Source organism: Enterobacter cloacae complex sp. 2022EL-00981 (assembly GCF_028737495.1).
Classification (GTDB): domain Bacteria; phylum Pseudomonadota; class Gammaproteobacteria; order Enterobacterales; family Enterobacteriaceae; genus Enterobacter; species Enterobacter cloacae.
In genome coordinates this window covers 67,852-89,518 of the sequence record NZ_JAQZRK010000020.1, presented here as the reverse complement: position 1 = coordinate 89,518, position 21,667 = coordinate 67,852, and the positions used below count along the sequence as shown (strand labels likewise).

The 21,667-nt window shown below is 56.7% G+C and carries 22 protein-coding genes; 14 read left to right on the top strand and 8 right to left on the bottom strand.

Going from position 1 to position 21,667, the window contains the following annotated elements; genetic code table 11:
• Positions 1-157 precede the first annotated feature (157 nt).
• The 4 genes from yahO to pheP all read left to right on the top strand — a co-directional run bounded on the left by yahO (position 158) and on the right by pheP (position 6,431).
• Entirely contained in the window at positions 158-433 is a 276-nt protein-coding gene (yahO, locus tag PUZ33_RS17045) for a DUF1471 family periplasmic protein YahO (RefSeq protein WP_013097697.1), read from the top strand.
• Between the two features lie 223 nt (positions 434-656).
• Entirely contained in the window at positions 657-2,840 is a 2,184-nt protein-coding gene (locus tag PUZ33_RS17040; RefSeq protein ID WP_058681150.1) for a TonB-dependent receptor, read from the top strand.
• 126 nt (positions 2,841-2,966) lie between these two features.
• The gene (locus PUZ33_RS17035; protein WP_058681149.1) at positions 2,967-4,940 is read left to right on the top strand and encodes a PhoX family protein; all 1,974 of its coding nucleotides are present in this window, start codon (positions 2,967-2,969) and stop codon (positions 4,938-4,940) included.
• 102 nt (positions 4,941-5,042) lie between these two features.
• Positions 5,043-6,431 carry a phenylalanine transporter gene (gene pheP / locus PUZ33_RS17030; RefSeq protein WP_023620421.1) on the top strand — a complete coding sequence of 463 codons (1,389 nt, stop codon included), beginning with the start codon at positions 5,043-5,045 and terminating at the stop codon, positions 6,429-6,431.
• Positions 6,432-6,554: 123 nt separating this feature from the next.
• On the opposite strand, the gene PUZ33_RS17025 is transcribed toward pheP, so the two are convergent.
• Positions 6,555-6,854, bottom strand: a complete 300-nt coding sequence (locus tag PUZ33_RS17025; protein ID WP_058681148.1) for a helix-turn-helix domain-containing protein — start codon at positions 6,852-6,854, stop codon at positions 6,555-6,557.
• The gene (locus tag PUZ33_RS17020; RefSeq protein ID WP_013097692.1) at positions 6,842-7,204 is read right to left on the bottom strand and encodes a type II toxin-antitoxin system RelE/ParE family toxin; all 363 of its coding nucleotides are present in this window, start codon (positions 7,202-7,204) and stop codon (positions 6,842-6,844) included. Before PUZ33_RS17020 ends, PUZ33_RS17025 begins: the two co-directional genes overlap by 13 nt.
• A gap of 204 nt (positions 7,205-7,408) precedes the next feature.
• On the opposite strand from PUZ33_RS17020, the gene PUZ33_RS17015 reads away from it, so the two are divergent.
• The 4 genes from PUZ33_RS17015 to PUZ33_RS17000 all read left to right on the top strand — a co-directional run bounded on the left by PUZ33_RS17015 (position 7,409) and on the right by PUZ33_RS17000 (position 11,870).
• On the top strand, positions 7,409-8,647 hold the full coding sequence (locus PUZ33_RS17015; protein ID WP_029882613.1) for an MFS transporter: 1,239 nt from the start codon (positions 7,409-7,411) through the stop codon (positions 8,645-8,647).
• 15 nt (positions 8,648-8,662) lie between these two features.
• On the top strand, positions 8,663-9,688 hold the full coding sequence (locus PUZ33_RS17010; protein ID WP_058681147.1) for a sugar phosphate isomerase/epimerase family protein: 1,026 nt from the start codon (positions 8,663-8,665) through the stop codon (positions 9,686-9,688).
• Positions 9,681-10,823 (top strand): Gfo/Idh/MocA family protein, encoded by a 1,143-nt coding sequence (locus tag PUZ33_RS17005; protein WP_058683110.1) that lies wholly within the window; start codon positions 9,681-9,683, stop codon positions 10,821-10,823. The genes PUZ33_RS17010 and PUZ33_RS17005 overlap by 8 nt, the downstream gene beginning before the upstream one ends.
• Positions 10,824-10,898: 75 nt before the next feature.
• Positions 10,899-11,870 (top strand): LacI family DNA-binding transcriptional regulator, encoded by a 972-nt coding sequence (locus tag PUZ33_RS17000; protein WP_058681145.1) that lies wholly within the window; start codon positions 10,899-10,901, stop codon positions 11,868-11,870.
• Here the strand turns inward: PUZ33_RS17000 and PUZ33_RS16995 are convergent, their stop codons facing one another.
• Both PUZ33_RS16995 and PUZ33_RS16990 read right to left on the bottom strand, forming a co-directional pair.
• On the bottom strand, positions 11,871-13,115 hold the full coding sequence (locus PUZ33_RS16995; protein ID WP_020689363.1) for a mechanosensitive ion channel family protein: 1,245 nt from the start codon (positions 13,113-13,115) through the stop codon (positions 11,871-11,873). It abuts the gene before it with no gap.
• Between the two features lie 64 nt (positions 13,116-13,179).
• Positions 13,180-14,616: an MFS transporter gene (locus PUZ33_RS16990; RefSeq protein ID WP_029882609.1), complete on the bottom strand. Its 1,437-nt coding sequence runs from the start codon at positions 14,614-14,616 to the stop codon at positions 13,180-13,182.
• Between the two features lie 107 nt (positions 14,617-14,723).
• Between PUZ33_RS16990 and PUZ33_RS16985 the strand changes: the two genes are divergently transcribed.
• The 4 genes from PUZ33_RS16985 (at position 14,724) to PUZ33_RS16970 (ending at position 17,849) form a co-directional block, all read left to right on the top strand.
• Positions 14,724-15,593 (top strand): helix-turn-helix transcriptional regulator, encoded by an 870-nt coding sequence (locus PUZ33_RS16985; RefSeq protein ID WP_058681144.1) that lies wholly within the window; start codon positions 14,724-14,726, stop codon positions 15,591-15,593.
• Positions 15,590-16,624, top strand: a complete 1,035-nt coding sequence (locus PUZ33_RS16980) for a hypothetical protein (RefSeq protein ID WP_058681143.1) — start codon at positions 15,590-15,592, stop codon at positions 16,622-16,624. Before PUZ33_RS16985 ends, PUZ33_RS16980 begins: the two co-directional genes overlap by 4 nt.
• 256 nt (positions 16,625-16,880) lie before the next feature.
• Positions 16,881-17,168, top strand: a complete 288-nt coding sequence (locus PUZ33_RS16975) for a helix-turn-helix domain-containing protein (protein ID WP_013097683.1) — start codon at positions 16,881-16,883, stop codon at positions 17,166-17,168.
• A 78-nt stretch (positions 17,169-17,246) separates the two neighbouring features.
• The gene (locus tag PUZ33_RS16970; RefSeq protein ID WP_020689366.1) at positions 17,247-17,849 is read left to right on the top strand and encodes a hypothetical protein; all 603 of its coding nucleotides are present in this window, start codon (positions 17,247-17,249) and stop codon (positions 17,847-17,849) included.
• Positions 17,850-17,876: 27 nt separating this feature from the next.
• On the opposite strand, the gene nfsB is transcribed toward PUZ33_RS16970, so the two are convergent.
• From nfsB to PUZ33_RS16955, 3 genes are all read right to left on the bottom strand, one after another.
• The gene (gene nfsB / locus PUZ33_RS16965; RefSeq protein ID WP_013097682.1) at positions 17,877-18,530 is read right to left on the bottom strand and encodes an oxygen-insensitive NAD(P)H nitroreductase; all 654 of its coding nucleotides are present in this window, start codon (positions 18,528-18,530) and stop codon (positions 17,877-17,879) included.
• Between the two features lie 120 nt (positions 18,531-18,650).
• Complete coding sequence (locus tag PUZ33_RS16960) at positions 18,651-19,019, bottom strand: MmcQ/YjbR family DNA-binding protein (RefSeq protein ID WP_013097681.1); 369 nt, start codon at positions 19,017-19,019, stop codon at positions 18,651-18,653.
• Complete coding sequence (locus PUZ33_RS16955) at positions 19,009-19,599, bottom strand: TetR/AcrR family transcriptional regulator (RefSeq protein WP_013097680.1); 591 nt, start codon at positions 19,597-19,599, stop codon at positions 19,009-19,011. The genes PUZ33_RS16960 and PUZ33_RS16955 overlap by 11 nt, the downstream gene beginning before the upstream one ends.
• A 190-nt stretch (positions 19,600-19,789) precedes the next feature.
• Here PUZ33_RS16955 and PUZ33_RS16950 point away from each other — a divergent pair, with 190 nt between their 5' ends.
• Together PUZ33_RS16950 and PUZ33_RS16945 are read left to right on the top strand one after the other, a co-directional pair.
• Entirely contained in the window at positions 19,790-20,893 is a 1,104-nt protein-coding gene (locus PUZ33_RS16950; protein WP_013097679.1) for an MBL fold metallo-hydrolase, read from the top strand.
• Between the two features lie 32 nt (positions 20,894-20,925).
• Entirely contained in the window at positions 20,926-21,267 is a 342-nt protein-coding gene (locus PUZ33_RS16945) for a RamA family antibiotic efflux transcriptional regulator (protein ID WP_014830972.1), read from the top strand.
• 47 nt (positions 21,268-21,314) lie between these two features.
• Here the strand turns inward: PUZ33_RS16945 and PUZ33_RS16940 are convergent, their stop codons facing one another.
• Entirely contained in the window at positions 21,315-21,563 is a 249-nt protein-coding gene (locus PUZ33_RS16940; protein WP_013097677.1) for a DUF1158 domain-containing protein, read from the bottom strand.
• Positions 21,564-21,667: the final 104 nt, after the last annotated feature.

The window sequence follows — 21,667 nt, the reverse complement described above, 5'->3', positions numbered from 1 at the left end:
CGCGATCAACAACCTGTTTGACTGCTTCAGTTTTAAACTCTTCGGGATAACGCTTACCGCTCATGGGCACCTCTCTTTAAGCCATCTTAAATGACTCTGAGGTGTCTGTTAAACCCGTGGCGATTCAGTTGCTGATTAATCTCAAGGAAAAAAGGTTATGAAAAAGACGACTGCTATTTTGCTGGGAACGGCGTTTCTGTTTACCACCAATACCTTTGCGGCTGAACTGCTGACGAAAAATGAATTCGAGAAAGTCGAATCGCAGTATGAAAAAATCGGTACGGTAAGCACTTCAAATGAAGTCTCTATTGATGATGCAAAGAAAGAATTGATTGAAAAAGCAGATAAAGAAGGTGCCGACGTACTGGTGCTCACGTCAGGTAATACCAACAACAAAATTCACGGCACGGCCGATATTTACAAGAAAAAATAATGTCCTGCAGCCATCCCGGATCCGGGGTGGCTGTGCGTCACGCTTTTCCTCTGTAACACCTCTCTCTTCCCCGGCTTCATTTAACCCCCTGTCCTCAGGCCGAAACGCGCGGTTACACTTGCTAATGCAGATATAATGCGTATAGTTCTCATTTGCATTACATATAAACTTTTCTAAGGCCCGACAACGGGCCATTTTTGCGCGCACATTTAATGAGTCCATTATGAACAACACCAGAATGCATAAAACACTGCTGGCGCTCGCCATTGGCGCAGTGACCCACGGTGCCCTTGCGGCAGAGGCAAAGCCAGAAGACACCATGGTCGTCCAGTCTGCCACCGGGCCTGATTTCACTCCCGGCGGCGACCAGCTGGTACCCGCCTTCCTGGATGGACAGGTGGCAAACGGCGGCCGTCTGGGGATGCTCGGCCAGCAGAATGCCATGGACGTGCCGTTTAATATCATCAGCTACACCTCGAAGCTGGTGGAAGATCAGCAGGCGAAAACCATTGCTGATGTGGTTGCCAACGATGCAGGCGTGCAGTTTGTTCAGGGTTACGGTAACAGCGCCGAAACCTTCCGTATTCGCGGCCTGAAGTTTGACGGCGATGACATGACCTTTGGCGGCCTGTCCGGCGTGCTGCCGCGTCAGGTTGTGGATGCCCAGATGGTCGATCGCATTGAAATTTTCAAAGGGGCAAACTCGCTGATGAACGGCGCGGCAAGCTCCGGCGTGGGCGGGATGATTAACCTTGAGCCAAAACATGCGGGCGACGTCCCGCAGGCGAAAGTGGGCGTGGACTACACCTCCGACTCACAGATTGGCACCACGCTCGATGCTGGCCGACGCTTTGGCGACAACGATCAGTTCGGCGCGCGCGTGAACCTGGTTCACCGGGAAGGGGAAACAGGCGTGCCGAACGACCGCCGCCGCACCACGCTGCTCTCCACTGGTCTGGATTACAAAGGCGACAATTTCCGCACCTCGCTGGATCTGGGCTATCAGAAGAAAACCTTCCACGGCAGCCCGACCAGCGTCAACATTTCCGCCGTGGACTTTGTGCCTGAGCCGCCAAAAAACGATCGTAACTTCTCGCAGAAATGGGCCTACAGCGACATTGAAAACGAGTTCGGGATGTGGCGCAGCGAGTACGACATCACTGACAACTGGACGGCCTATACCGGCCTCGGCGCGCAGCACGCGCACGAAGAGGGGATCTACAGCGCGCCGAAGCTGGTGGACAAGAGCGGTAAGGCCACGGTCAGCCGTCTTGATACCAACCGTATCAGCGATTCCGTCAGCGGTATGGCGGGGATACGCGGTCACTTCACTACCGGCTTTGTCTCGCACAAGGTCAACGTGGGGTATTCCGCGATGACCAAAAACGAAAAAATCGCCTGGAAAATGTCGGCGACGGCGGATAACCCAACCACCAACATTTACCACAACACCGGCGTCGCGATGCCGGACAGCTCCAATTTCAACGGCTCTGGCGGCAAATACAGCGATCCGCTGACCAGCGGGCGCACCCGCACTCAGGGCTGGCTGCTGAGTGATACCCTGGGCGTGCTGGATGACAAGCTGCTGTTTACCGCCGGCGCACGTCATCAGAAAGTGGTCATCCGCGGGTACAACAAAATTACCGGTGCGGAAAACGACGCGGACGGTTTTGACGGCAGTCGCTGGATGCCAACCTACGGTGTGGTTTATAAACCGTGGGAGGAAATTTCGCTCTACGCTAACCACACCGAAGCGCTGCAGCCGGGTAAAACCGCGCCCAACACGGCCACCAACTACGGCCAGAGCACCGGTATCGTTCACTCTAAGCAGAATGAAGTGGGCGTGAAGGCGGACTTTGGTCGCGTGGGCGGCTCCCTGGCGCTGTTTGAGATCAAAATGCCGTCGGCGATCCTCGACGACAGCGGTCACTACGGCCTGGACGCTGAGCAGCGTAACCGTGGCGTAGAGCTGAACGTCTTCGGCGAGCCAATGCTCGGGATGCGTCTGAACGCCAGCGCCACCTGGCTGCAGGCCGAGCTGACCAAAACCAAAAACGGCGTGAATCAGGGTAACGATGCCATTGGTGTCCCGAACTTCTACGCCGTGCTGGGCGCAGAGTACGACATCAAACCGATTGAGGGCCTGACGGCTACCGCCCGCGTCAACCACTCCGGCACGCAGTACGCCGACCTCGCGAACAGCAAAAAGCTCGACAGCTATACCACGCTGGATCTGGGCATGCGCTATCGCTTCGCGGTGAACCACAATGAAAACCAGATGACGGTGCGCGCGGGCATCGACAACGTGACCAACGAAAAGTACTGGTCCAGCGTTGATGATTCCGGCACCTACATCACGCAGGGCGAACCGCGTACCTTTAAGGTCTCGGTTGGCTACGAGTTCTAAGCGTTCCACCTCGTTATCCGGGGCAAGGATGCCCCCATCCTTCCGTACCTTGTTATAAAATTGTAATAAAAGCTTCTTACACTGGCCTCCAGACCTTTACCTCTTGGCCAATGACAGGAAGCCGCTATGGGCAGACCCCTCAAATCCGTATTTAAAAAAGAACATCGCGACGATATCACTAACCGCAGCGCTAACCCGGTATTCTCCGAGGTTGCGGAGGTATTCCTCTCCCGCCGCCGTTTTTTACAGATGGGCGCCGTGGCGGGTGCTGCCGCTTCATTCCCTTTTCTGATCAAACCTGAAAGCGCCATTGCCGCAGTATCAAAGCCTTCTGCACTGGCAAAAGCGGTTTCCCTGGGCTTTACCAGCATCGACGTATCCACGGAAGATACGGTCAGGGTGCCGGAAGGCTATATCGCCCGTCCGTTTTATCGCTGGGGTGACCCGACGGGGATCAAGAACAACATGCCGGCGTTTAAACAGGATGCCAGCAACACCACCGACGAACAGGCCGTGCAGGCGGGCATGCACCACGACGGGATGGCGTGGTTTAGCCTGCCGCAAGGGAAACAAAACCCGGAACATGGCCTGCTGGCGCTGAATCATGAGTACATCGATAACGGGATGCTGTTTACCGACGGCACGGCCAACTGGAATCTCGACAAGGCCCGCAAGGGGCAGAACGCGATGGGCGTGTCGGTGGTGGAAGTGAAAAAATCGGGCAGCGACTGGCAGGTAGTTCGCCCGTCTTCGTATGCCCGCCGCATCACCGTCAATACGCCGATGCAGCTTACCGGCCCGGCGCGGCATCAGGACTTAATGAAAACCGCCGCTGACCCGCAGGGGGAACGCGTGCTGGGCACCATGCAAAACTGCGCCAACGGCCATACGCCGTGGGGCACCTATCTCACCTGCGAGGAGAACTGGTCGGATATTTTTGTCAAAAAAGCCGATCTTAATCCGCTGGAAAAACGCTACGGCATCAGCGACAGCGATGAATCCTACCGCTGGAACGAGGTGGATGACCGCTTCAGCGTCGATAAAACCCCTAACGAACCCAACCGTTTCGGCTGGGTGGTGGAGATTGATCCCTACGATCCCAGCTCCACGCCGCGCAAGCACACCGCTCTGGGCCGCTTCAAGCATGAAGGCGCCGCCGTCACGCTCGCCGCCGATAACCGCGTGGTGGTCTATATGGGGGACGACCAGAAGTTTGAGTACATCTATAAATTCGTCTCGGACAAAAAATACGATCCTGCCAACCGTGAAGCCAATATGCAGTTGCTGACGTCCGGCACGCTGTACGTTGCCCGGTTCAACGAGGAGGGGAGCGGCGACTGGCTGCCGCTGATCTTCGGGCAGAATGGCCTGGATAAAAGCAACGGTTTCGAAAGCCAGGGCGATCTGCTGATCAAAACCCGTCTGGCGGCCGACGTGGTGGGGGCGACGAAAATGGATCGTCCAGAGTGGATTGCGGTCGATCCGTACGCCAGCGGCAGCGTCTACTGTACGCTCACCAACAACAGCGATCGCGGTAAAGAGGGTAAGGCGCCGGTCGATGCCGCCAACCCGCGTGCCAACAACGTGTTTGGTCATATTATGCACTGGCACGAAGAGGGAGCCGATCCGGCTGCCGCTCGCTTTAAGTGGGATATTCTGGTGATGGCCGGGCGTACCGACAGCGACGATCCGAAGGCCAAAGGCTCCATGCAGGGGGCAGCATTCGGCAGCCCGGATGGCCTGTCGTTCGATCACCAGGGCGTGCTGTGGATCCAGACCGATGTCTCTTCCAGCACCATTAATAAGAAAGCGTACGAAGGGATGGGCAATAACCAGATGGTGGCTACCATTCCGGGCACCAATGAGTATCGCCGTTTCCTGACCGGCCCACGCGGGTGTGAAATCACCGGGATTGCGTTTACGCCGGACAACCGCACGCTGTTTATTAACATTCAGCATCCGGGAGAGGGCGGGGATGATATTACCGACCCGGCCAATCCGCGTGCTGTTTCCAACTGGCCAGACGCGAACCCGAACGGACGTCCGCGTTCGTCGACGGTGGTGATCACCAAAGCGGACGGTGGGATCATCGGTTCGTGACGTTTATCCGCCGGGTGCACGCAGTGGCCCGGCGTTAAACTTGCTACCACCAGCATGAAGTGTTAAAACGTGCCCCTTCTAAAAAAGAGACAGGGGTAGGACGTGAAAGACGCGTCATCCGCTTCAGGCAACGGTAGCGCTGAAGCTTCGTCGGAACAGAACCCGACGCTGCAACGTGGTTTGCAAAATCGACATATTCAGTTAATTGCCCTTGGCGGCGCGATCGGTACCGGGCTGTTCCTGGGTATCGGCCCCGCCATTCAGATGGCTGGCCCGGCGGTCCTGCTGGGGTACGGTATCGCCGGGGTTATCGCCTTCCTGATCATGCGCCAGCTCGGCGAGATGGTCGTCGAAGAGCCGGTGTCAGGCTCGTTCGCTCACTTTGCCTATAAATACTGGGGCCCGTTCGCAGGCTTCCTCTCCGGCTGGAACTACTGGGTGATGTTTGTGCTGGTGGGAATGGCCGAACTGACCGCCGCAGGCATCTATATGCAGTACTGGCTGCCCGAGGTGCCAACGTGGGTCTGGGCTGCGGCCTTCTTTATTATCATCAACGCCGTTAACCTCGTGAACGTGCGCCTGTATGGTGAAACCGAGTTCTGGTTCGCGCTGATCAAGGTGCTGGCGATTATCGGCATGATCGGCTTTGGCCTGTGGCTGCTGTTCTCCGGCCACGGCGGCGAGCGGGCCACTCTCGACAACCTCTGGCAGCACGGCGGCTTCCTGGCGACGGGCTGGAAGGGGCTGATCCTGTCCCTGGCGGTGATTATGTTCTCGTTCGGCGGGCTGGAGCTGATTGGGATCACCGCGGCCGAAGCGCGCGATCCGCATAAAAGCATTCCAAAAGCGGTTAACCAGGTGGTGTACCGTATTCTGCTGTTCTACATCGGCTCGCTGGTGGTACTGCTGGCGCTCTACCCGTGGGTGGAAGTGAAGTCCGACAGCAGTCCGTTTGTGATGATTTTCCACGATCTGAACAGCAACGTGGTGGCGTCGGCGCTGAACTTCGTCATTCTGGTGGCGTCGCTGTCGGTCTATAACAGCGGGGTTTACTCCAACAGCCGCATGCTGTTTGGCCTTTCGGTGCAGGGGAATGCGCCTAAATTCCTCACCCGCGTCAGCCGCCGCGGCGTGCCGGTCAACTCTCTGCTGCTTTCCGGGGCCATTACGTCGCTGGTGGTGCTGATCAACTACCTGCTGCCGAAACAGGCCTTTGGTCTGTTGATGGCGCTGGTTGTCGCCACGCTGCTACTGAACTGGATCATGATCTGCCTGGCGCACCTGCGTTTTCGCGCCGCGATGCGCCGCAAGGGGCGTGAGACGCAGTTTAAGGCGCTGCTCTATCCGGCGGGGAACTATATCTGTATCGCGTTCCTGGCGATGATCCTGGTGCTGATGTGCACCATCGACGACATGCGTCTGTCCGCGATGCTGCTGCCGGTGTGGGTGGTGTTCCTGTTTATCGCGTTTAAGCTCTCACGCAAAAAGTAGCCCGTTTTTCTCCCTCTCCCTGTGGGAGAGGGCCGGGGTGAGGGCAACAGACCGCACCAAACCAGACCGTACCTGCCTTCACGCCCGGTGGCGCTGCGCTTACCGGGCCTACATGTTGCACTATTAAATCTCAAACGCTATCCGTTTCCCGTTTGGTAACGTCACATCGATGCTTAGCTCCCCTCCAAGCGCACTCACATAGCGTTTGAGCGTTGAAAGTCGGGGGTCGTTTCCCGGCAGTTCGATTTTCGCCACCGTGGGTTGTTTTACCCCCATTGCCGCGGCCAGTTCTGTCTGCGAAATATTGAGCTCTTCCCGCAGTTGGTTCAGCGCAACAATTCTGCGCATTACTTCAACTTTCGCCGCAATGCGCTCCTGACTTTCCGCGCTCTGTTGTGCCATAAGTTCTTTTAGCGTTGCCATATGGCCTCCTTATTCGCCAGATGTCTGTGATACTCAACGTCAGCCAGCGCTATCATCTCTTTATAAAACCGTTTTTGGTTGCAACCGGTTTTGTCCCCGGCACAGAGCACAATTGCTTTGCGGTCAGGATCAAAAGCAAAAAAGGCCCTGATGGGATTTCCTCTGTGCTGAATTCGTAACTCTTTCATGTTCCCAAAGGCTGAAGCCTTCACGGTGTCTACAAACGGCCGCCCAAGTTGCGGACCAAACTCAGAAAGAATATGCATTGCTGCCAGCACATCTTCTTTTAACGCTGTTGTTTGTTCAAAGAACCATTCATCAAATCTGTCTGTTGTCTCGACGTTCCACATCGTTTCTCCTGTAGCTTCCTCGCCTTATTATTTTATAGCCTATTGGCTATAATTCCAATCAGAACACATCTGTTTATCAGGCAAGCCTCTTTATCGTGACCCCCCTCCCAAATCTTCTACGATCCACAGGATCTTTATTTTGTAATCGATTACTTTTTGTTTGAGCTGTTTTGTAATCGATTACTTTTGAGGGTGAGGCTTATCATGGTGTCAACAACTGAAAGTAGTGGAAAGGCGATAGCACCGCACCGGCTGCTGGTGCCGCGTCTGTCGCTGATGATGTTTCTGCAGTTTTTTATCTGGGGAAGCTGGTCGGTCACGCTGGGTCTGGTGATGACCCAGCACAACATGTCGTTGCTGATTGGCGATGCGTTCTCCGCCGGGCCTATCGCCTCTATTCTGTCGCCGTTTGTGCTCGGCATGCTGGTGGATCGCTTCTTCGCTTCGCAAAAGGTGATGGCGGTGATGCATCTGGCCGGGGCGGCAATCCTCTGGTTTGTGCCGGGCGCGCTGATTGCTGAAAACGGTGCGCTGCTGATCGGTCTGCTGTTTGGTTACACGCTCTGCTATATGCCGACGCTGGCGCTGACCAACAATATCGCCTTTCACAGCCTGGCGAACGTGGATAAAACCTTCCCGGTGGTGCGCGTGTTTGGCACTATCGGCTGGATTGTGGCGGGCATTTTCATCGGCGTCACCGGCGTGGCGGCAAGCGTCACCATCTTCCAGGTGGCGGCAGTCAGCTCCGTGCTGCTGGCTCTCTACAGCCTGACGTTACCGCACACGCCTGCTCCCGCGAAAGGGCTGCCGGTGCAGGTTCGCGATCTCTTCTGCGCGGATGCCTTTGCGCTGCTTAAAACCCGCCACTTTTTCGTCTTTTCCGTCTGCGCGATGCTGATCTCCGTCCCGCTGGGGACCTACTACGCCTACACCGCCTCGTATCTGGCGGATGCGGGTATTGCGGATGTCAGTACCGCCATGTCGTTCGGGCAGATGTCTGAGATCTTCTTCATGCTGGTCATTCCGCTGCTGTTCCGCCGCCTGGGCGTGAAAATCATGCTGCTGATCGGCATGCTGGCGTGGTTTGTGCGCTACGCCATGTTTGCGCTGGGCGTGAGTGAAGAGGGGCGCATCCTGCTCTATCTCGGCATTCTGCTGCACGGCGTCTGCTACGATTTCTTCTTTGTTGTCGGCTTTATCTATACCGACCGGGTCGCAGGCGAAAAGGTCAAAGGTCAGGCGCAGAGCATGATCGTGATGTTCACCTACGGCATCGGCATGCTGCTTGGCTCGCAGATATCCGGCGCGCTCTATAACCGCCTGGTGGCCGGGCAGGCCGTTCCGCAGGCGTGGGTCACGTTCTGGTGGATCCCGGCGGTGGCTGCCGCGGCGATCGCGCTGATTTTCCTTCTCACGTTTAAGTATGACGATGACAAGGCGTAATGTTCTGGAGGTGGTATGAGAACGATTAAGGGACCGGGTATTTTTCTGTCGCAGTTTATTGGTGTAAATGCACCGTTCAACACGCTCGACGGGCTGGCGGGCTGGGCGGCAGCGATGGGCTATAAGGCGGTGCAGATCCCCTGTAACCATCCGGCTATTTTTGATGTGCAGAAAGCGGCGGAAAGCCAGACCTATTGTGATGACATCACCGGCACGCTGGCGGAGCACGGGCTGGTGATCAGCGAGCTGTCGACCCATCTGGAAGGCCAGCTTGTGGCGGTAAACCCGGTGTACAGTGACGCGTTTGACCACTTCGCCCCTGTAGCCGTGCGCGGCAATGAGGCCGCCCGGCAGGCGTGGGCCACAGAAAAACTGAAACAGGCCGCCGTGGCCTCGGCGAGATTAGGCCTGAAGGCGCACGCCACCTTCTCCGGCTCGCTGGCATGGCCGTTTTTCTACCCGTGGCCGCCGCACAATGAGCAGCGTTTTCAGGCGGCGTTCCAGGAACTGGCAACCCGCTGGCACCCGATTCTGGACGCCTTTGACGAGCAGGGCGTGAACGTCTGCTTTGAGCTGCATCCGGGGGAAGATCTGCACGATGGAGTGACCTTTGAGCGTTTTCTGGCGCTTGTTGATAACCACCCGCGCTGCAACATTCTCTACGACCCAAGCCATATGCTGCTCCAGCAAATGGACTACCTGACCTTTATCGACATCTACCATGCGCGTATTAAAGCGTTTCACGTGAAGGATGCCGAGTTTCGCCCCAACGGGCGCAGCGGCGTCTACGGCGGCTACCAGCCGTGGCTCAACCGGGCCGGGCGGTTCCGCTCACTGGGGGACGGGCAGATCGACTTCAAAGGCATCTTCAGCAAGCTGACCCAGTACGACTACGACGGCTGGGCGGTGCTGGAGTGGGAGTGCTGCCTGAAGGATGGCGATACCGGCGCGAGGGAAGGCAGCGAGTTTATCCGCCGTCACATCATTCCGGTCTCCGGGCGTTCGTTTGATGATTTTGCCGCAGGGGGTAACGATGATTAACGTCGGCATTATCGGCAGCGGGTTTATCGGCCCGGCGCATATCGAGGCGCTTCGGCGTCTCGGGTTTGTGCAGGTGGTGGCGCTCTGCGACGGTACGTTTGCCGAGGCGCAGGCAAAAGCGCGTCAGCTTAACGTGCCGCACGCCTTCGACAGCGTGGAAGCGTTGCTTGCACATCCGGATTTACACGTGGTGCACAACTGCACGCCAAACCATCTGCACGCGGAGATTAATCGCCAGATCCTGCGCGCGGGAAAACACGTCTTTTCCGAGAAGCCGCTGTGCATGACCCCGGACGAAGCGCGTGAGCTGGTAGCGCTGGCGGAGCAGGCAGGGGTGATTCACGGCGTCAGCTTTGTCTATCGCCAGTTTGCCATGGTGCGCCAGGCGGCAAGCATGATGAGGGCGGGTAGCATCGGTCGGATCTTCGCCGCGCACGGCAGTTATCTGCAGGACTGGATGCTGCTGGAAACGGACTACAACTGGCGAGTGGATGCGGCCCTGGGCGGTGCGTCGCGCGCGGTGGCGGATATCGGCTCGCACTGGTGCGACACGGTGCAGTTTGTTACCGGGCGGCGCATCACCGAGGTGATGGCCGATTTATCCATCGTCTGGCCGACGCGCAAGGCAAACGTGGCAGGCAATCACACCTTCACTCGTGACGAAAACGCGCAGTATGAAGACAAGCGGGTCACCACCGAAGACGTTGGCTCCGTCCTGTTCCGCTTTGACGACGGCAGCAAAGGCTGCTTTAGCGTTTCGCAGGTGAGCGCCGGGCGCAAAAACCGTCTGACGTTTGAAATCAACGGCAGCGAACGGTCGGTGGCATGGGATCAGGAGGTGCCGCAACAGCTGTGGATTGGCCACCGCGCACAGGCCAATCAGACGCTCAGTGACGATCCAGGTCTGATGAACCGCGATGTGGCCGACAGCGCTCACTTCCCCGGCGGGCACATCGAAGGCTGGCCCGATGCGTTTAAAAACATGATGGCGCAGTTTTACCGTGCCGTGCAGGCCGGTGTGATGCCCGAACGGCCCGAGTTTGCGACGTTCCACGACGGGGCGAACGTGATGTATATCATTGATGCCATTGTGAAAAGCCATCAGCAGCAGCGCTGGGTTCGTGTGCAAGCGTAACGCGTTGCCCGGTTCGCCGGGCAACGAATTTATGGTAGCCTGCATAAAACGTTAACCGCAGGAAGTGCCGTCGCTATGTCAATTCAGAAAATCGCTCAGCTTGCCGGAGTGTCTGTGGCAACGGTCTCGCGCGTGCTTAACAACAGCGATACCGTGAAGGCGAAAAACCGCGAGCGCGTCCTGCAGGCCATTAAAGAGAGCAATTACCAGCCCAACCTGCTGGCACGCCAGCTGCGCACCGCGCGCAGCTATATGATCCTGGTGATGGTCTCGAATATCGCCAACCCGTTCTGTGCCGAAGTGGTGAAGGGCATTGAAGAGGAAGCCGAGAAGAACGGCTACCGTATTTTGCTGTGCAATTCCGGGTCTGATATCGAACGCTCCCGCTCGGGGTTAAGCCTGCTGTCGGGCAAAATCGTCGACGGCATTATCACCATGGATGCCTTCTCAAAATTGCCTGAACTCGCCGCCCTGATCGGCTCCGCGCCGTGGGTGCAGTGCGCCGAATACGCCGATGCCGGAACGGTCTCCTGCGTGGGCATCAATGATGTGGATGCGTCACAGCATGCCATCAGCCAGCTTGCCGACGGCGGACGCAAACGTATCGCGATGATCAATCACGATCTCAGCTACAAATATGCCCGCCTGCGCGAACGCGGTTACAAAAGCGTGCTCCACCTGCGGGATCTGAATTATCAGGCGGTGGAATATGCCCGCGATCTCAGCCCCAGCGCGGGCATGGCGGCGATGCAAAATCTGCTGAAGGACAGCCCGCCGGACGCGGTATTTGCGGTGTCCGATACCCTTGCGGCAGGGGCGCTGCGGGCCATACAGCAGGCGGGGCTGCGCGTGCCGGAGGATATCGCGGTGGTAGGGTTTGACGGTACGGAGCTGGCGGAGATGATCTCGCTGACCACCATTGAACAGCCTTCGCGGGATATCGGGCGCAAGGCAGTCGATCTGCTGTTGAATAAAATCGATAACCCGGATGCGCCCACGGAGAGGGTGATGCTGGACTGGCGCTTTATTTCCCGCGCCAGTACCTGATTATTGTGCTATGCCGCCCGCCAGGGATCGAATATCGTTCCCGGTGGGGGACTGATGAATACGCAGACCAAATTCATCCACCACGGCAAAAATATGGTCGAAGATGTCAGCCTGAATCTCTTCATATTCCGCCCAGACCACCGTGTTGGTGAAGGCATATATTTCAATCGGCAGACCATTTGCGTCAGGCGCCAGCTGGCGCACCATCAGCGTCATATCTTTACGAATACGCGGGTGGTTACGCAGATATTCATTCAGATAGGCGCGGAAGGTGCCGATATTGGTCATCTTGCGCAGGTTTAATACCGATTCCCCTTCACCGTTTTGCTGATTCCACAGGTTTATTTCCTCATGACGCGCGGCCAGATAAGGCTTAAGCAGTTTCGCCTGAATCAGCTTCTGCTGCTCCTGCTCGTCGAGGAAGTGAATGCTGGTGGTGTCGATATTCAGGCTGCGCTTGATGCGTCGCCCGCCGGAGGCAGACATGCCGCTCCAGTTGATGAACGCGTCGGAGACCAGCGCCCACGTCGGAATGGTGGTGATGGTGTTATCGAAGTTGCGGACTTTAACCGTGGTGAGACCAATGTCCGTCACCGTGCCGTTAGCGCCGTATTTCGGCATCTCCAGCCAGTCGCCGAGCTTGAGCATATCGTTAGCGGAGAGCTGAATACCGGCGACCAGCCCCAGAATGGGGTCTTTAAACACCAACATTAACACCGCCGCCATGGCCCCCAGGCCGCTTATCAGAATGGCGGGTGACTGGCCGATCAGCAGGGAGATGATTAAGATCCCCACCAGAATGGCGCTCACCAGCTTGATCCCCTGGAAGATCCCCTTCAGCGGCAACTGCGAGGCGGTCGCCATTTTCTGCGACAGATTAAAAATCACGTCCAGCAGCGAGAAGAAAGAGAGCAGGGCATACACCATCACCCACAGCTTCGCGCAGGTGGTGAGCATTTCCGCGGCTTCGCTGCCTTTTTGCAGCCACAGTACCGCCTGAACGTTGACGATTATCCCCTGAAGGGTAAACGCCAGGCGGTGAAATAATTTGTTCTGAGTAATGATCTGCAACCACAAATGGCTGCTGGCCTGCGCGCGTTTCTCAAAAGCGCGGAGCACCACTTTGTGCAGAATAAAATGAACAATGATGGCGGTAAGAAAAATAATACCAAAGATAATCACTAACGAGGTGGTGTGATTAATTTCAATCCCTAACTCTTCAACCTGAGCAATTAATTCCTGCATAACGTCTCCTGTATTGATGCAGCCCCATAATGGCGGCTGCGGATCTATTATGCAAATTCGCGGCTTATTTGGTGGCGTGGCAGGTTTTCACCACAGGCAGGCACAGACGATGGCGCATACGTAACGTTGCCAGCCCCAGCACGATCATCATGCCGGTTTCCACGGCGAGGAAGACGTTAATCGCCTGGGTATAATCGCCGTGGTGGTTTTGCAGCGCGTGTAGCAGGATCGCACCAAAAATCGCCGGGCCAAGTCCCAGGGCGGCCTGCTGCAGTGTACTTAAAATCGCGCTGGCCGCCCCGGCATCGTCAGGCTGAATGTCGCGCATCCCGATGCGGTAGAAGCTGTTGACGATCAGCGCCTGCCCATAGCCAACCAGCCCGGTTGCCGGTGCCAGCGTCAGCGCCGTGTTGTCCATGCCCCAGAGACGGAAGGTGGCAATCAGCGCCAGCAGGCCGATAATCTGAATCGCCAGCCCGGTCAGCAGAATCGAGCTGGTGCTGTAGCGGGCAATCAGACGCGGGGCAAACCATGCCGATATAAAGTAGGTCACCCCCAGGGCGATAAAACTGTTCCCCGACTGCCACGGTGCCATTCCCAGACCGGTTTGCATGGTCAGCGCCATACAGAACATAAACCCGGACCAGACGCTGAAAAAGAGCAGCGCAATCAGCACCCCAAAGCGGATGCTGCGAAGCTGCATCAGACGCGGCGGGATCAGCGGATGGGCATCCTCACGCTCTTTTTTACGGGCATTTAAGACCATCAGATACCCCAGCGGGATAATCGCCATCAGTGCGGCCTTCAGCGGCCAGGACCAGTGCCACTGCGGGCCGAGGGCCATCGGAAACAGCAGGCAGCAGAGAATGACGGCCAGCAGGACGGTGCCCGTCCAGTCAATGCGCGACGGGGTTTCGCGACGGGTTTCCGGCACATAGCGACGGCTCAGCCCCAGAACCACCAGACAGATGGGCACGTTGATAAAGAAGGCGTTACGCCAGCCCAGCCCGGCGATATCCGCCGACACCAGCCAGCCGCCGCCCATCTGCCCGACGATAAACGCAATGCCGCCGATACCGCCAAACAGGCTGATCGCTTTCGCATGGGCCGTGCCTTTTAGCGTCACGTGCAGCGTGGCGAGGATTTGCGGCACGATCAGCGCCGCTCCTGCGCCCTGAATGATGCGCGCGGCAAGCAACTGCTCAATGGTTCCCGCCATTCCGCACAGCAGCGACGCCAGGCCAAAACTTGCCACGCCCCACATAAACAGACGACGGCGCCCGAGGTTATCCCCGAGCTTGCTGCCAAGGGCAAGGCAGACGGCGAAGGCCACGCCGTAGAGCGCGACAATCAGCTCCAGTTCGGTGGCGGTGGCGTGCAAGGAGTGGGTGATAGCGTCCAGCGCTACGTTGGTGATCGAGGTATCAATCAGCGGCAGCATCTGGCCGGTTAACAGCAATATCAGGCCTGCGCGACCCGGTGAAACAACTGACGTATTCATGGTAACTCCATTGCGTCATTCAACAGATGGTCGTAGCATCAACGATCTGATAAACGGGTACCAGTTCTTGCTTATACTGGTACTGGCACTACCATGCAGGGGGAGTTATGGCGCTGATGTCTGAACCTGTTGTCTCACTCAAGGACGACACGCGAAAACAGCTGGGGGCATTTTTACGCGCCCGGCGTGAGAGCCTTGATCCACAGCGTCTTGGATTGCCGCGCAGCGGCCGCCGCCGCACGCCGGGGCTGCGCCGTGAAGAGGTGGCTTTGCTGGCTGACGTGGGCGTGACCTGGTACACGTGGCTGGAGCAGGGCAGAGATGTTAATCCCTCCAGCACCGTGATGGCGGCAGTGGCAAAAGCGCTGCAATGCACCCCGACCGAGACGCGCCATCTGTTTGTGCTGGCCGGATTGCCGCCGGGTGAAGCGCCACAGGCGATGGGCTGCGAGGGGATCAGCGAGGGCACGCGTCGCCTGCTTGATACCCTCATGCCGAAACCCGCCAGCATCCAGAAACCCAACTTCGATATCGTGGCGTGGAACGACAGCTTCGGGCACTTAATGGGCGTCGATTTCAATGCGATCCCGCCGGAAGATCGCAACTGTATTTATCTTTTCCTCACCCATCCCGCATGGCGTGCGCGGCTTGGCAAGCGTGACGACGTGCTGCCGATCTTTGTCTCCTATTTCCGCGCGGCGATGGCCGAGCACCGGGGCGATCCGCTGTGGGAAGCGAAACTGGCGCGTTTCTTTGCGGTGTCTGAAGAATTTAAAACCCTGTGGCATCAGCGCAATGACGTGCGCGGGGTGGAGAACCAGCTCAAGCTGTTTACCCATCCTGAGCTGGGCGAGTTTACCCTGCAGCAGATGTACTGGTACTCTGCACCGCGTAATGGATCGCGGCTGCTGGTCTATCTGCCGGTGGATGACGCGGGGGAGAGGGCGATGGAATGGCTGGCGGAGCAGGCAAAATGAAGGTAACCCGAAAACAGGAGCGGCTTTTGCGCCGCGCGCTCAACGAGTGGCACCAGGAAGGCACATTAAGCGCTGACGAGCATCAGCGTCTGGCGGGCACCTTGACACGCGTCACCATGGACTGGCAGCGGCTCAGCCGCTATGCCTTCTGGACGGCGCTGGCCTGCGTGATCATCGCTATCGGCAGCCTGTTCTCCGACAGTGAATTGATGGCGCGCATTATTGCATTCTTCTCTTTCTCCTCCATCGCACGCATCGGGCTGCCTGCGCTGGTTGCCGTGCTGTTTTATCTGTGGGGCTTCAGCCGACAGCGGCGTGAAACCCAGTGGCATTACAGCACTGAAGCCATGCTTTTTCTCGGCGTGCTCTTTACCGCCATCGCGCTCTGGCAACTCGGGGAGCGGCTGGATAACGGCAGCGGCCATATCGCACCGCTGTTCCTGGCGGGATGTGCGGTTTATGGGCTGGTGGGCTTCTTTGGTCGCTCCGGCCTGGTGTGGCTGTTTTTCCTGCTCTCACTCGGTAACTGGTTTGGTGCGGAGACGGGCTATATGTCCGGCTGGGGCGCCTACTGGCTGGGAATGAACTACCCGGTACGCTTTATCTTCTTCGGCGGTGCGCTGCTGGCACTGTGCTGGCTGCTGCGCGGAAGGCTGCAGGCGCGCCATCTATACACGACCAGCAAAGCGATGGGGCTCACGTATCCGTTTGTCGCCCTGTGGATCATGTCGATTTTCGGCAACTACGATATCGATAACTGGTATGGCGTTACGCAGGCTTCGCTGCTGCCGTGGGCGCTGCTGTTCGCCGTGGCGGCGGTGCTCTGCATTTACATCAGCCTTAAAACCGACGACGGCATGCTGCGCGGTTTTGGCCTGACCTTCCTCGCCATTAACCTCTACACCCGCTATTTCGAATACTTCTGGGACGGGATGAACAAAGTGGTGTTCTTCCTGCTCCTCGCGGCGTCGCTGGCGGTGATTGGGCGCTATGCAGAACGAATCTGGCACGCGGGTAACTCGGCCAGGTAAGTTTTTTGCGAGAAGGATTCAGGGAATCGACGTGGACTCGGTTGAGCCTGGCGCAAACGTGTAAGGTAAATCACGAAAGGTGAGGTTAGCCTTTAATGCAAATTGCCTTATATGTTAATGTCGTCATAAACTGCGTACTCATCCAACGGCACTGAGTGAGCCTGATAACAAACCATTGCCACATGGCTTGTCTGAAATAAGAACAGTTGGGTTGCTCCATAGTCGGGGAATTATGTCTACCAACAGGAGATGTTAGATGAGCAAGAAGATTATTAACTGGGACGAATTAAGAGCAGAGTTATTAAGTGATTCAGAGGTACAAGCCTCTTTTGATGCGGAAGAGCGTAAAGCGCGTTTGCGTGACATGCTGGCGCAATGGCGAAACCAGGCCGGACTGACGCGTGCGCAGGTGGCAGAGAGGATGGGGGTTAGCGCGCCAACGGTTTCACGAATGGAAGCAAATATCACACGAGCCAGTCTGGATACCTTAACGCGTTATGCGCTGGTGTGTGGGGTAAAGCATCCGCAGATCACGTTGTATTAATCATTGTTCAACCTACTGAATCTGCGTCATTTAGATGCGTTGTAAAGTGGACTATACTTACGCGATGAGAAACCACCGATGTCGCCACTGATGATTGAGTCAGCAGATTTTAGTCAAAAACTCGGGCTTATCTCCCGAAATGTCGAACATACAGAAGCATTCCTGGCGCGGGGCACGGTGGATTTTCAGTTGCCGGGGTATTTGCTACCTGCAGGATACCGGCTCCTGAAATCGCGTTATAGCGATGAATACCGTCTCGTCACTACCGACGACGGCAAACCTTATACGGCATATGCCGTGAAGCTGGCGTTCCATAAAGAGATCACCTTTCCTCACGGTGCCGCAACGCAAGTTATGGTCTGGCGTACGCCCCGCGCTGTCCATCAACGCGTGATAAGCGGATTACCACAATTGTTTTTTCAGTGGGTGCTAAGCGAATACGACATTGTAGTGTCAGACAGCGAGCAAACCGGAGACGGTCAACGGTTCTGGTTACGCATGATCGACTGGGCATTTACCATGAATTATCGCATTAGCGTGGCGGACGGCACGGAAGGAGAAGAGTGGAGACTCACGCCAGTAAGTTCATACGCGGAACTGGAAGAGCGCTGGATCGCCTTTGCGTGGGGGTACGATCGTGACGTTCATCCGCACCGAAGATTGGTGATCAGTAAGGCGTAAAGGGCCGCTGCGAGCGGCCCGTATGTATTAGCACTCAGTCACAATCGTGCTCAGCGGCAGGCGAGATTTTGGCAGCGTGGCGTTGAAATCTTCCACACTGTGATGCCCAACCGGCACCACCACCAGGCTGGTGAAACCTTTCTCTTTCAGGCCGAACTCTTCGTCGAGGATCGCGGCGTCGAAGCCTTCAATCGGTACCGCATCCAGGCCCAGCGCAGCCACGCCCAGCAGGAAGTTACCCACGTTCAGATAAACCTGTTTCGCCATCCACTGGTCGTCATCTTTCAGATCCACACGGTGCATGTCAGCGAAGTAGGTACGACCTTTATGGTTCGCCGCTTTGGCTTCTGGCGTGTTGAAACGGCCATCGGCCTCTTCCTGATCCACCACGCGTTCCAGCCAGGCATCATCCATCGCGGTTTTCGCGCAGAACACCACCACGTGAGAAGCGTCCAGCATTTTGCGCTCGTTGAAGACGTAAGTACCTGCGGCAGATTTCGCCACGCGAGCTTTACCTTCCTCGGTGCTGGCGACAATAAAGTGCCACGGCTGAGAGTTGGTGCTGGACGGGCTGTATTGCAGCAGGGTTTTGATCTTTTCCGCTTCGTCTGCGGTCAGTTTTTTAGCGGGGTCGAACGCCTTGGTGGAGTGGCGTTTCAGGGCGACAGAAATAATATCCATAACAACTCCTGGTAATGAAATTCGCCCGCACGCGGGCGCGAAAGGAGAGCAGATTACAGCGAGACGCGGAAAAAGATAAGTGCGATTCGAGCGCTTATACTGTTCGTCCCAGACGAACAATCAAACCGGTCTTATCCACTTCTGGTCTTTTTTCGGCAGCTTATCCACCACCAGATTCCACGAGTCATTAATGAGATCGGTCACCAGCTCTGGCGTGACGTCGTCGGTGCCGTACAGTGAAATCCAGTGTTTTTTATTGAGGTGATAGCCCGGTTCCACCCCGCGATAAATCTGCTGGTTTAACAGCGATTTTTCCGGGTCTGACTTCAGGCTGACGTGGGGCCGTCCATGTACGGTGCCCATCAGCATAAAAATTTTTCCGCCTATCTTAAACACATCGTATTCCGGTCCAAACGGCCAGCAGTGTTCGGTGAAAGGCAGCTCCAGCGCCACGCGTTTGGCGTGCTCCTGCAGGGATTTACTGTCCATCGCTCTCTTCCTGGGCAAGCCCGCGCCACATAACCTCAAACCCGAGCGCTTTAAAATCGACGGCGCGAGAAGGATCGCGGGTGGCAAATTCCATTGTGGATTCGGCAAGCGATAAGAAAAGCGCATCGCCAAAGGTTTTAAACTCATCGGACATAAATACCTGGCGCACCGAGCGGCGGCAGAGTTCATGCAGCTCCGGGAACATCTCTTTCACCGCCAGTTCCGTTTCGGCGCTCAGCTTTTCACTCACGCCTATCTGGCGGATTGCCGCATGCGCAACGGGGTTACGAATCCCCCAGTCCACATAGCTGTTCCAGATGTTTCGCGTATGCTCTTTCGGTGTGGTAAGGCTGCGGTCCAGATTAGAGAGCATTGACTGACAGAGGTCCTGCTTGAGGTGCAGGTAGAGGGCATTCAGCAGATCGTCTTTGGTAGCAAAGTAGCGGAACAGGGTGCCTTCGGCGACGCCCGCTTTACGGGCAATTAACGCCGTTGAGGCGGCAATACCTGACTGCGCAAATGCCGCGGTTGCGGCGTCCAGTAAGGCCTGTTTTTTATCTTCACTCTTCGGACGTGCCACTAAATTTTTCCTCCTGTCAATTGTAAAAACCCTGATTGAAACACGTGCTTTGACCCGCTGCAACGCGGAATGTCAAAGATCGAAAACGTCTTGACGACTTTATCATCATATCTATAATGAGTGCTTACTCACTCATAATCAAGTTCAGCCCGCGCAAACCATCGGATGGGGCGCGTTTTCGGGTCAGGATATGAAAAAGTCCCTCTTCATCTGCGTGGTGTTTGTCATGATTATTGCTTCAGCCGCGAGTTTACCGTTTGTTCTGAATGCCGGATTTGGCCAGCCACCGCAGGGTGCGCAGCTCACGGAAGTGGAGGCCTCGCCGCAGTATCGCGACGGCAAATTCCACAATACGTTGCCCACGCCAGGCTATAACGGCGACAAAAATATGCTGGTGGCGATGTGGGAGTTCCTGACCAAAAAGACCGAAAACGCCCGTCCTGCACAGCCGCTGCCGCTGGTGAAAACCGATCTCGCAAGCCTGCCGCGGGAGCAGGAGACGCTGGTGTGGCTCGGTCACTCCTCCTGGTATATGCAGCTGGCGGGGAAACGGATCCTTATCGACCCCGTTCTCGGGAATTACGCCGCGCCGTTTTCATTCCTCAACAAAGCCTTCGCCGGGGAGTATCCCTGGCAGGCGAGCAGCATGCCGGAGATCGACCTGCTGATCATTTCGCACGATCACTACGATCACCTGGATTACGCCACCATCACGGCGCTGCTGCCAAAGGTGAAACGCGTGGTCACTCCGCTGGGCGTGGGATCGCACCTGCGTTACTGGGGAATGAAGCCGGAGATTATTGAAGAGCGCGACTGGAACCAGTCGGTGCGCATCAGCGAGGCGCTGACGGTACATGTACTGCCCGCGCGTCACTTCTCCGGGCGCGGCATCAAGCGCAATCAAACCCTGTGGGGCAGTTTTATGTTCGTTACGCCCGAACAGAAGATTTATTACAGCGGCGATTCAGGTTACGGGCCGCATTTTAAGGCCATCGGCGAGCAGTTTGGCGAAGTGGATTTAGCCATTATGGAAAACGGTCAGTACGACCAGGACTGGAAGTACATCCATATGCTGCCGGAAGAGACGGCGCAGGCCTCGGTGGATCTGAACGCGAAAGCCGTGGTGCCGGGACATAACGGGCGCTTCGTGCTGGCGAAACATACCTGGAACGATCCGCTGATCCAACTGGCAAAAGCCAGCAAGGACAAAAATTATCGGCTGTTGACACCCGCGCTGGGCGAGCCTGTCCGGGTGAGTGATCCCACGCAAACATTTCGTGAGTGGTGGGAATAATGATCAATCAGGAAGCTGAAGGGGAGAGCAGTATGACCATTTCCGCTCAAGTCATCGACACTATCGTCGAGTGGATCGACGATAACCTGCACCAGCCATTACGTATCGAAGAGATTGCCCGCCATGCGGGTTACTCGAAATGGCACCTGCAGCGGCTGTTTATGCAATACAAAGGGGAGAGTCTGGGGCGCTATATCCGTGAACGCAAGCTGCTGCTGGCGGCGCGGGATCTGCGCGAATCAGACGCCCGGGTATACGACATCTGCCTGCGTTACGGGTTTGACTCGCAGCAGACCTTCACTCGCATCTTCACCCGCACGTTCAACCAGCCGCCTGGGGCGTATCGTAAAGAGAACCACAGCAGGGCACACTGAGCTGTTTTACCCGGTGGCGGTTTCGCCTGACCGGGCCTGCATCACGCTTACGACGCCAGAGAAAACCAGCGGCGCCAGACGAAACGCAGCACGAAGAATTCGATGGCGCCGAGCAGTAAGAACCACACGCAGAACAGAATGGTGTAGAGCTGGTTAAGGTCGACCATGTGGAAGGTCTGAACCAGCTTCTGCGCCAGCACCAGCCCGAGAGAGGGTGCCGGTAGCAGCAGGCACGAAAGCAGGGCCAGCAATAAAATGCCGCCCGCAGTGAGCAGCGATTCTAACGGGTGTTTCATCGTAATGTTAATCGTCAGTTAAAAATGTCATTGTCCGGCATCCCGGAACGTAAAGCAATATAAACCCACCCACCCGGTTTCACTGAAATAATCACCGCTTATCA

Bases quoted from the DNA above. Each gene is read 5' to 3' on its own strand.
- yahO (WP_013097697.1), top strand. From the start codon at position 158: ATGAAAAAGACGACTGCTATTTTGCTGGGAACGGCGTTTCTGTTTACC.
- PUZ33_RS17040 (WP_058681150.1), top strand. From the start codon at position 657: ATGAACAACACCAGAATGCATAAAACACTGCTGGCGCTCGCCATTGGC.
- PUZ33_RS17035 (WP_058681149.1), top strand. From the start codon at position 2,967: ATGGGCAGACCCCTCAAATCCGTATTTAAAAAAGAACATCGCGACGAT.
- PUZ33_RS17025 (WP_058681148.1), bottom strand. From the start codon at position 6,854: ATGGCAACGCTAAAAGAACTTATGGCACAACAGAGCGCGGAAAGTCAG.
- PUZ33_RS17020 (WP_013097692.1), bottom strand. From the start codon at position 7,204: ATGTGGAACGTCGAGACAACAGACAGATTTGATGAATGGTTCTTTGAA.
- PUZ33_RS17015 (WP_029882613.1), top strand. From the start codon at position 7,409: ATGGTGTCAACAACTGAAAGTAGTGGAAAGGCGATAGCACCGCACCGG.
- PUZ33_RS17010 (WP_058681147.1), top strand. From the start codon at position 8,663: ATGAGAACGATTAAGGGACCGGGTATTTTTCTGTCGCAGTTTATTGGT.
- PUZ33_RS17005 (WP_058683110.1), top strand. From the start codon at position 9,681: ATGATTAACGTCGGCATTATCGGCAGCGGGTTTATCGGCCCGGCGCAT.
- PUZ33_RS17000 (WP_058681145.1), top strand. From the start codon at position 10,899: ATGTCAATTCAGAAAATCGCTCAGCTTGCCGGAGTGTCTGTGGCAACG.
- PUZ33_RS16995 (WP_020689363.1), bottom strand. From the start codon at position 13,115: ATGCAGGAATTAATTGCTCAGGTTGAAGAGTTAGGGATTGAAATTAAT.
- PUZ33_RS16990 (WP_029882609.1), bottom strand. From the start codon at position 14,616: ATGAATACGTCAGTTGTTTCACCGGGTCGCGCAGGCCTGATATTGCTG.
- PUZ33_RS16985 (WP_058681144.1), top strand. From the start codon at position 14,724: ATGGCGCTGATGTCTGAACCTGTTGTCTCACTCAAGGACGACACGCGA.
- PUZ33_RS16980 (WP_058681143.1), top strand. From the start codon at position 15,590: ATGAAGGTAACCCGAAAACAGGAGCGGCTTTTGCGCCGCGCGCTCAAC.
- PUZ33_RS16975 (WP_013097683.1), top strand. From the start codon at position 16,881: ATGAGCAAGAAGATTATTAACTGGGACGAATTAAGAGCAGAGTTATTA.
- PUZ33_RS16970 (WP_020689366.1), top strand. From the start codon at position 17,247: ATGTCGCCACTGATGATTGAGTCAGCAGATTTTAGTCAAAAACTCGGG.
- nfsB (WP_013097682.1), bottom strand. From the start codon at position 18,530: ATGGATATTATTTCTGTCGCCCTGAAACGCCACTCCACCAAGGCGTTC.
- PUZ33_RS16960 (WP_013097681.1), bottom strand. From the start codon at position 19,019: ATGGACAGTAAATCCCTGCAGGAGCACGCCAAACGCGTGGCGCTGGAG.
- PUZ33_RS16950 (WP_013097679.1), top strand. From the start codon at position 19,790: ATGAAAAAGTCCCTCTTCATCTGCGTGGTGTTTGTCATGATTATTGCT.
- PUZ33_RS16945 (WP_014830972.1), top strand. From the start codon at position 20,926: ATGACCATTTCCGCTCAAGTCATCGACACTATCGTCGAGTGGATCGAC.
- PUZ33_RS16940 (WP_013097677.1), bottom strand. From the start codon at position 21,563: ATGAAACACCCGTTAGAATCGCTGCTCACTGCGGGCGGCATTTTATTG.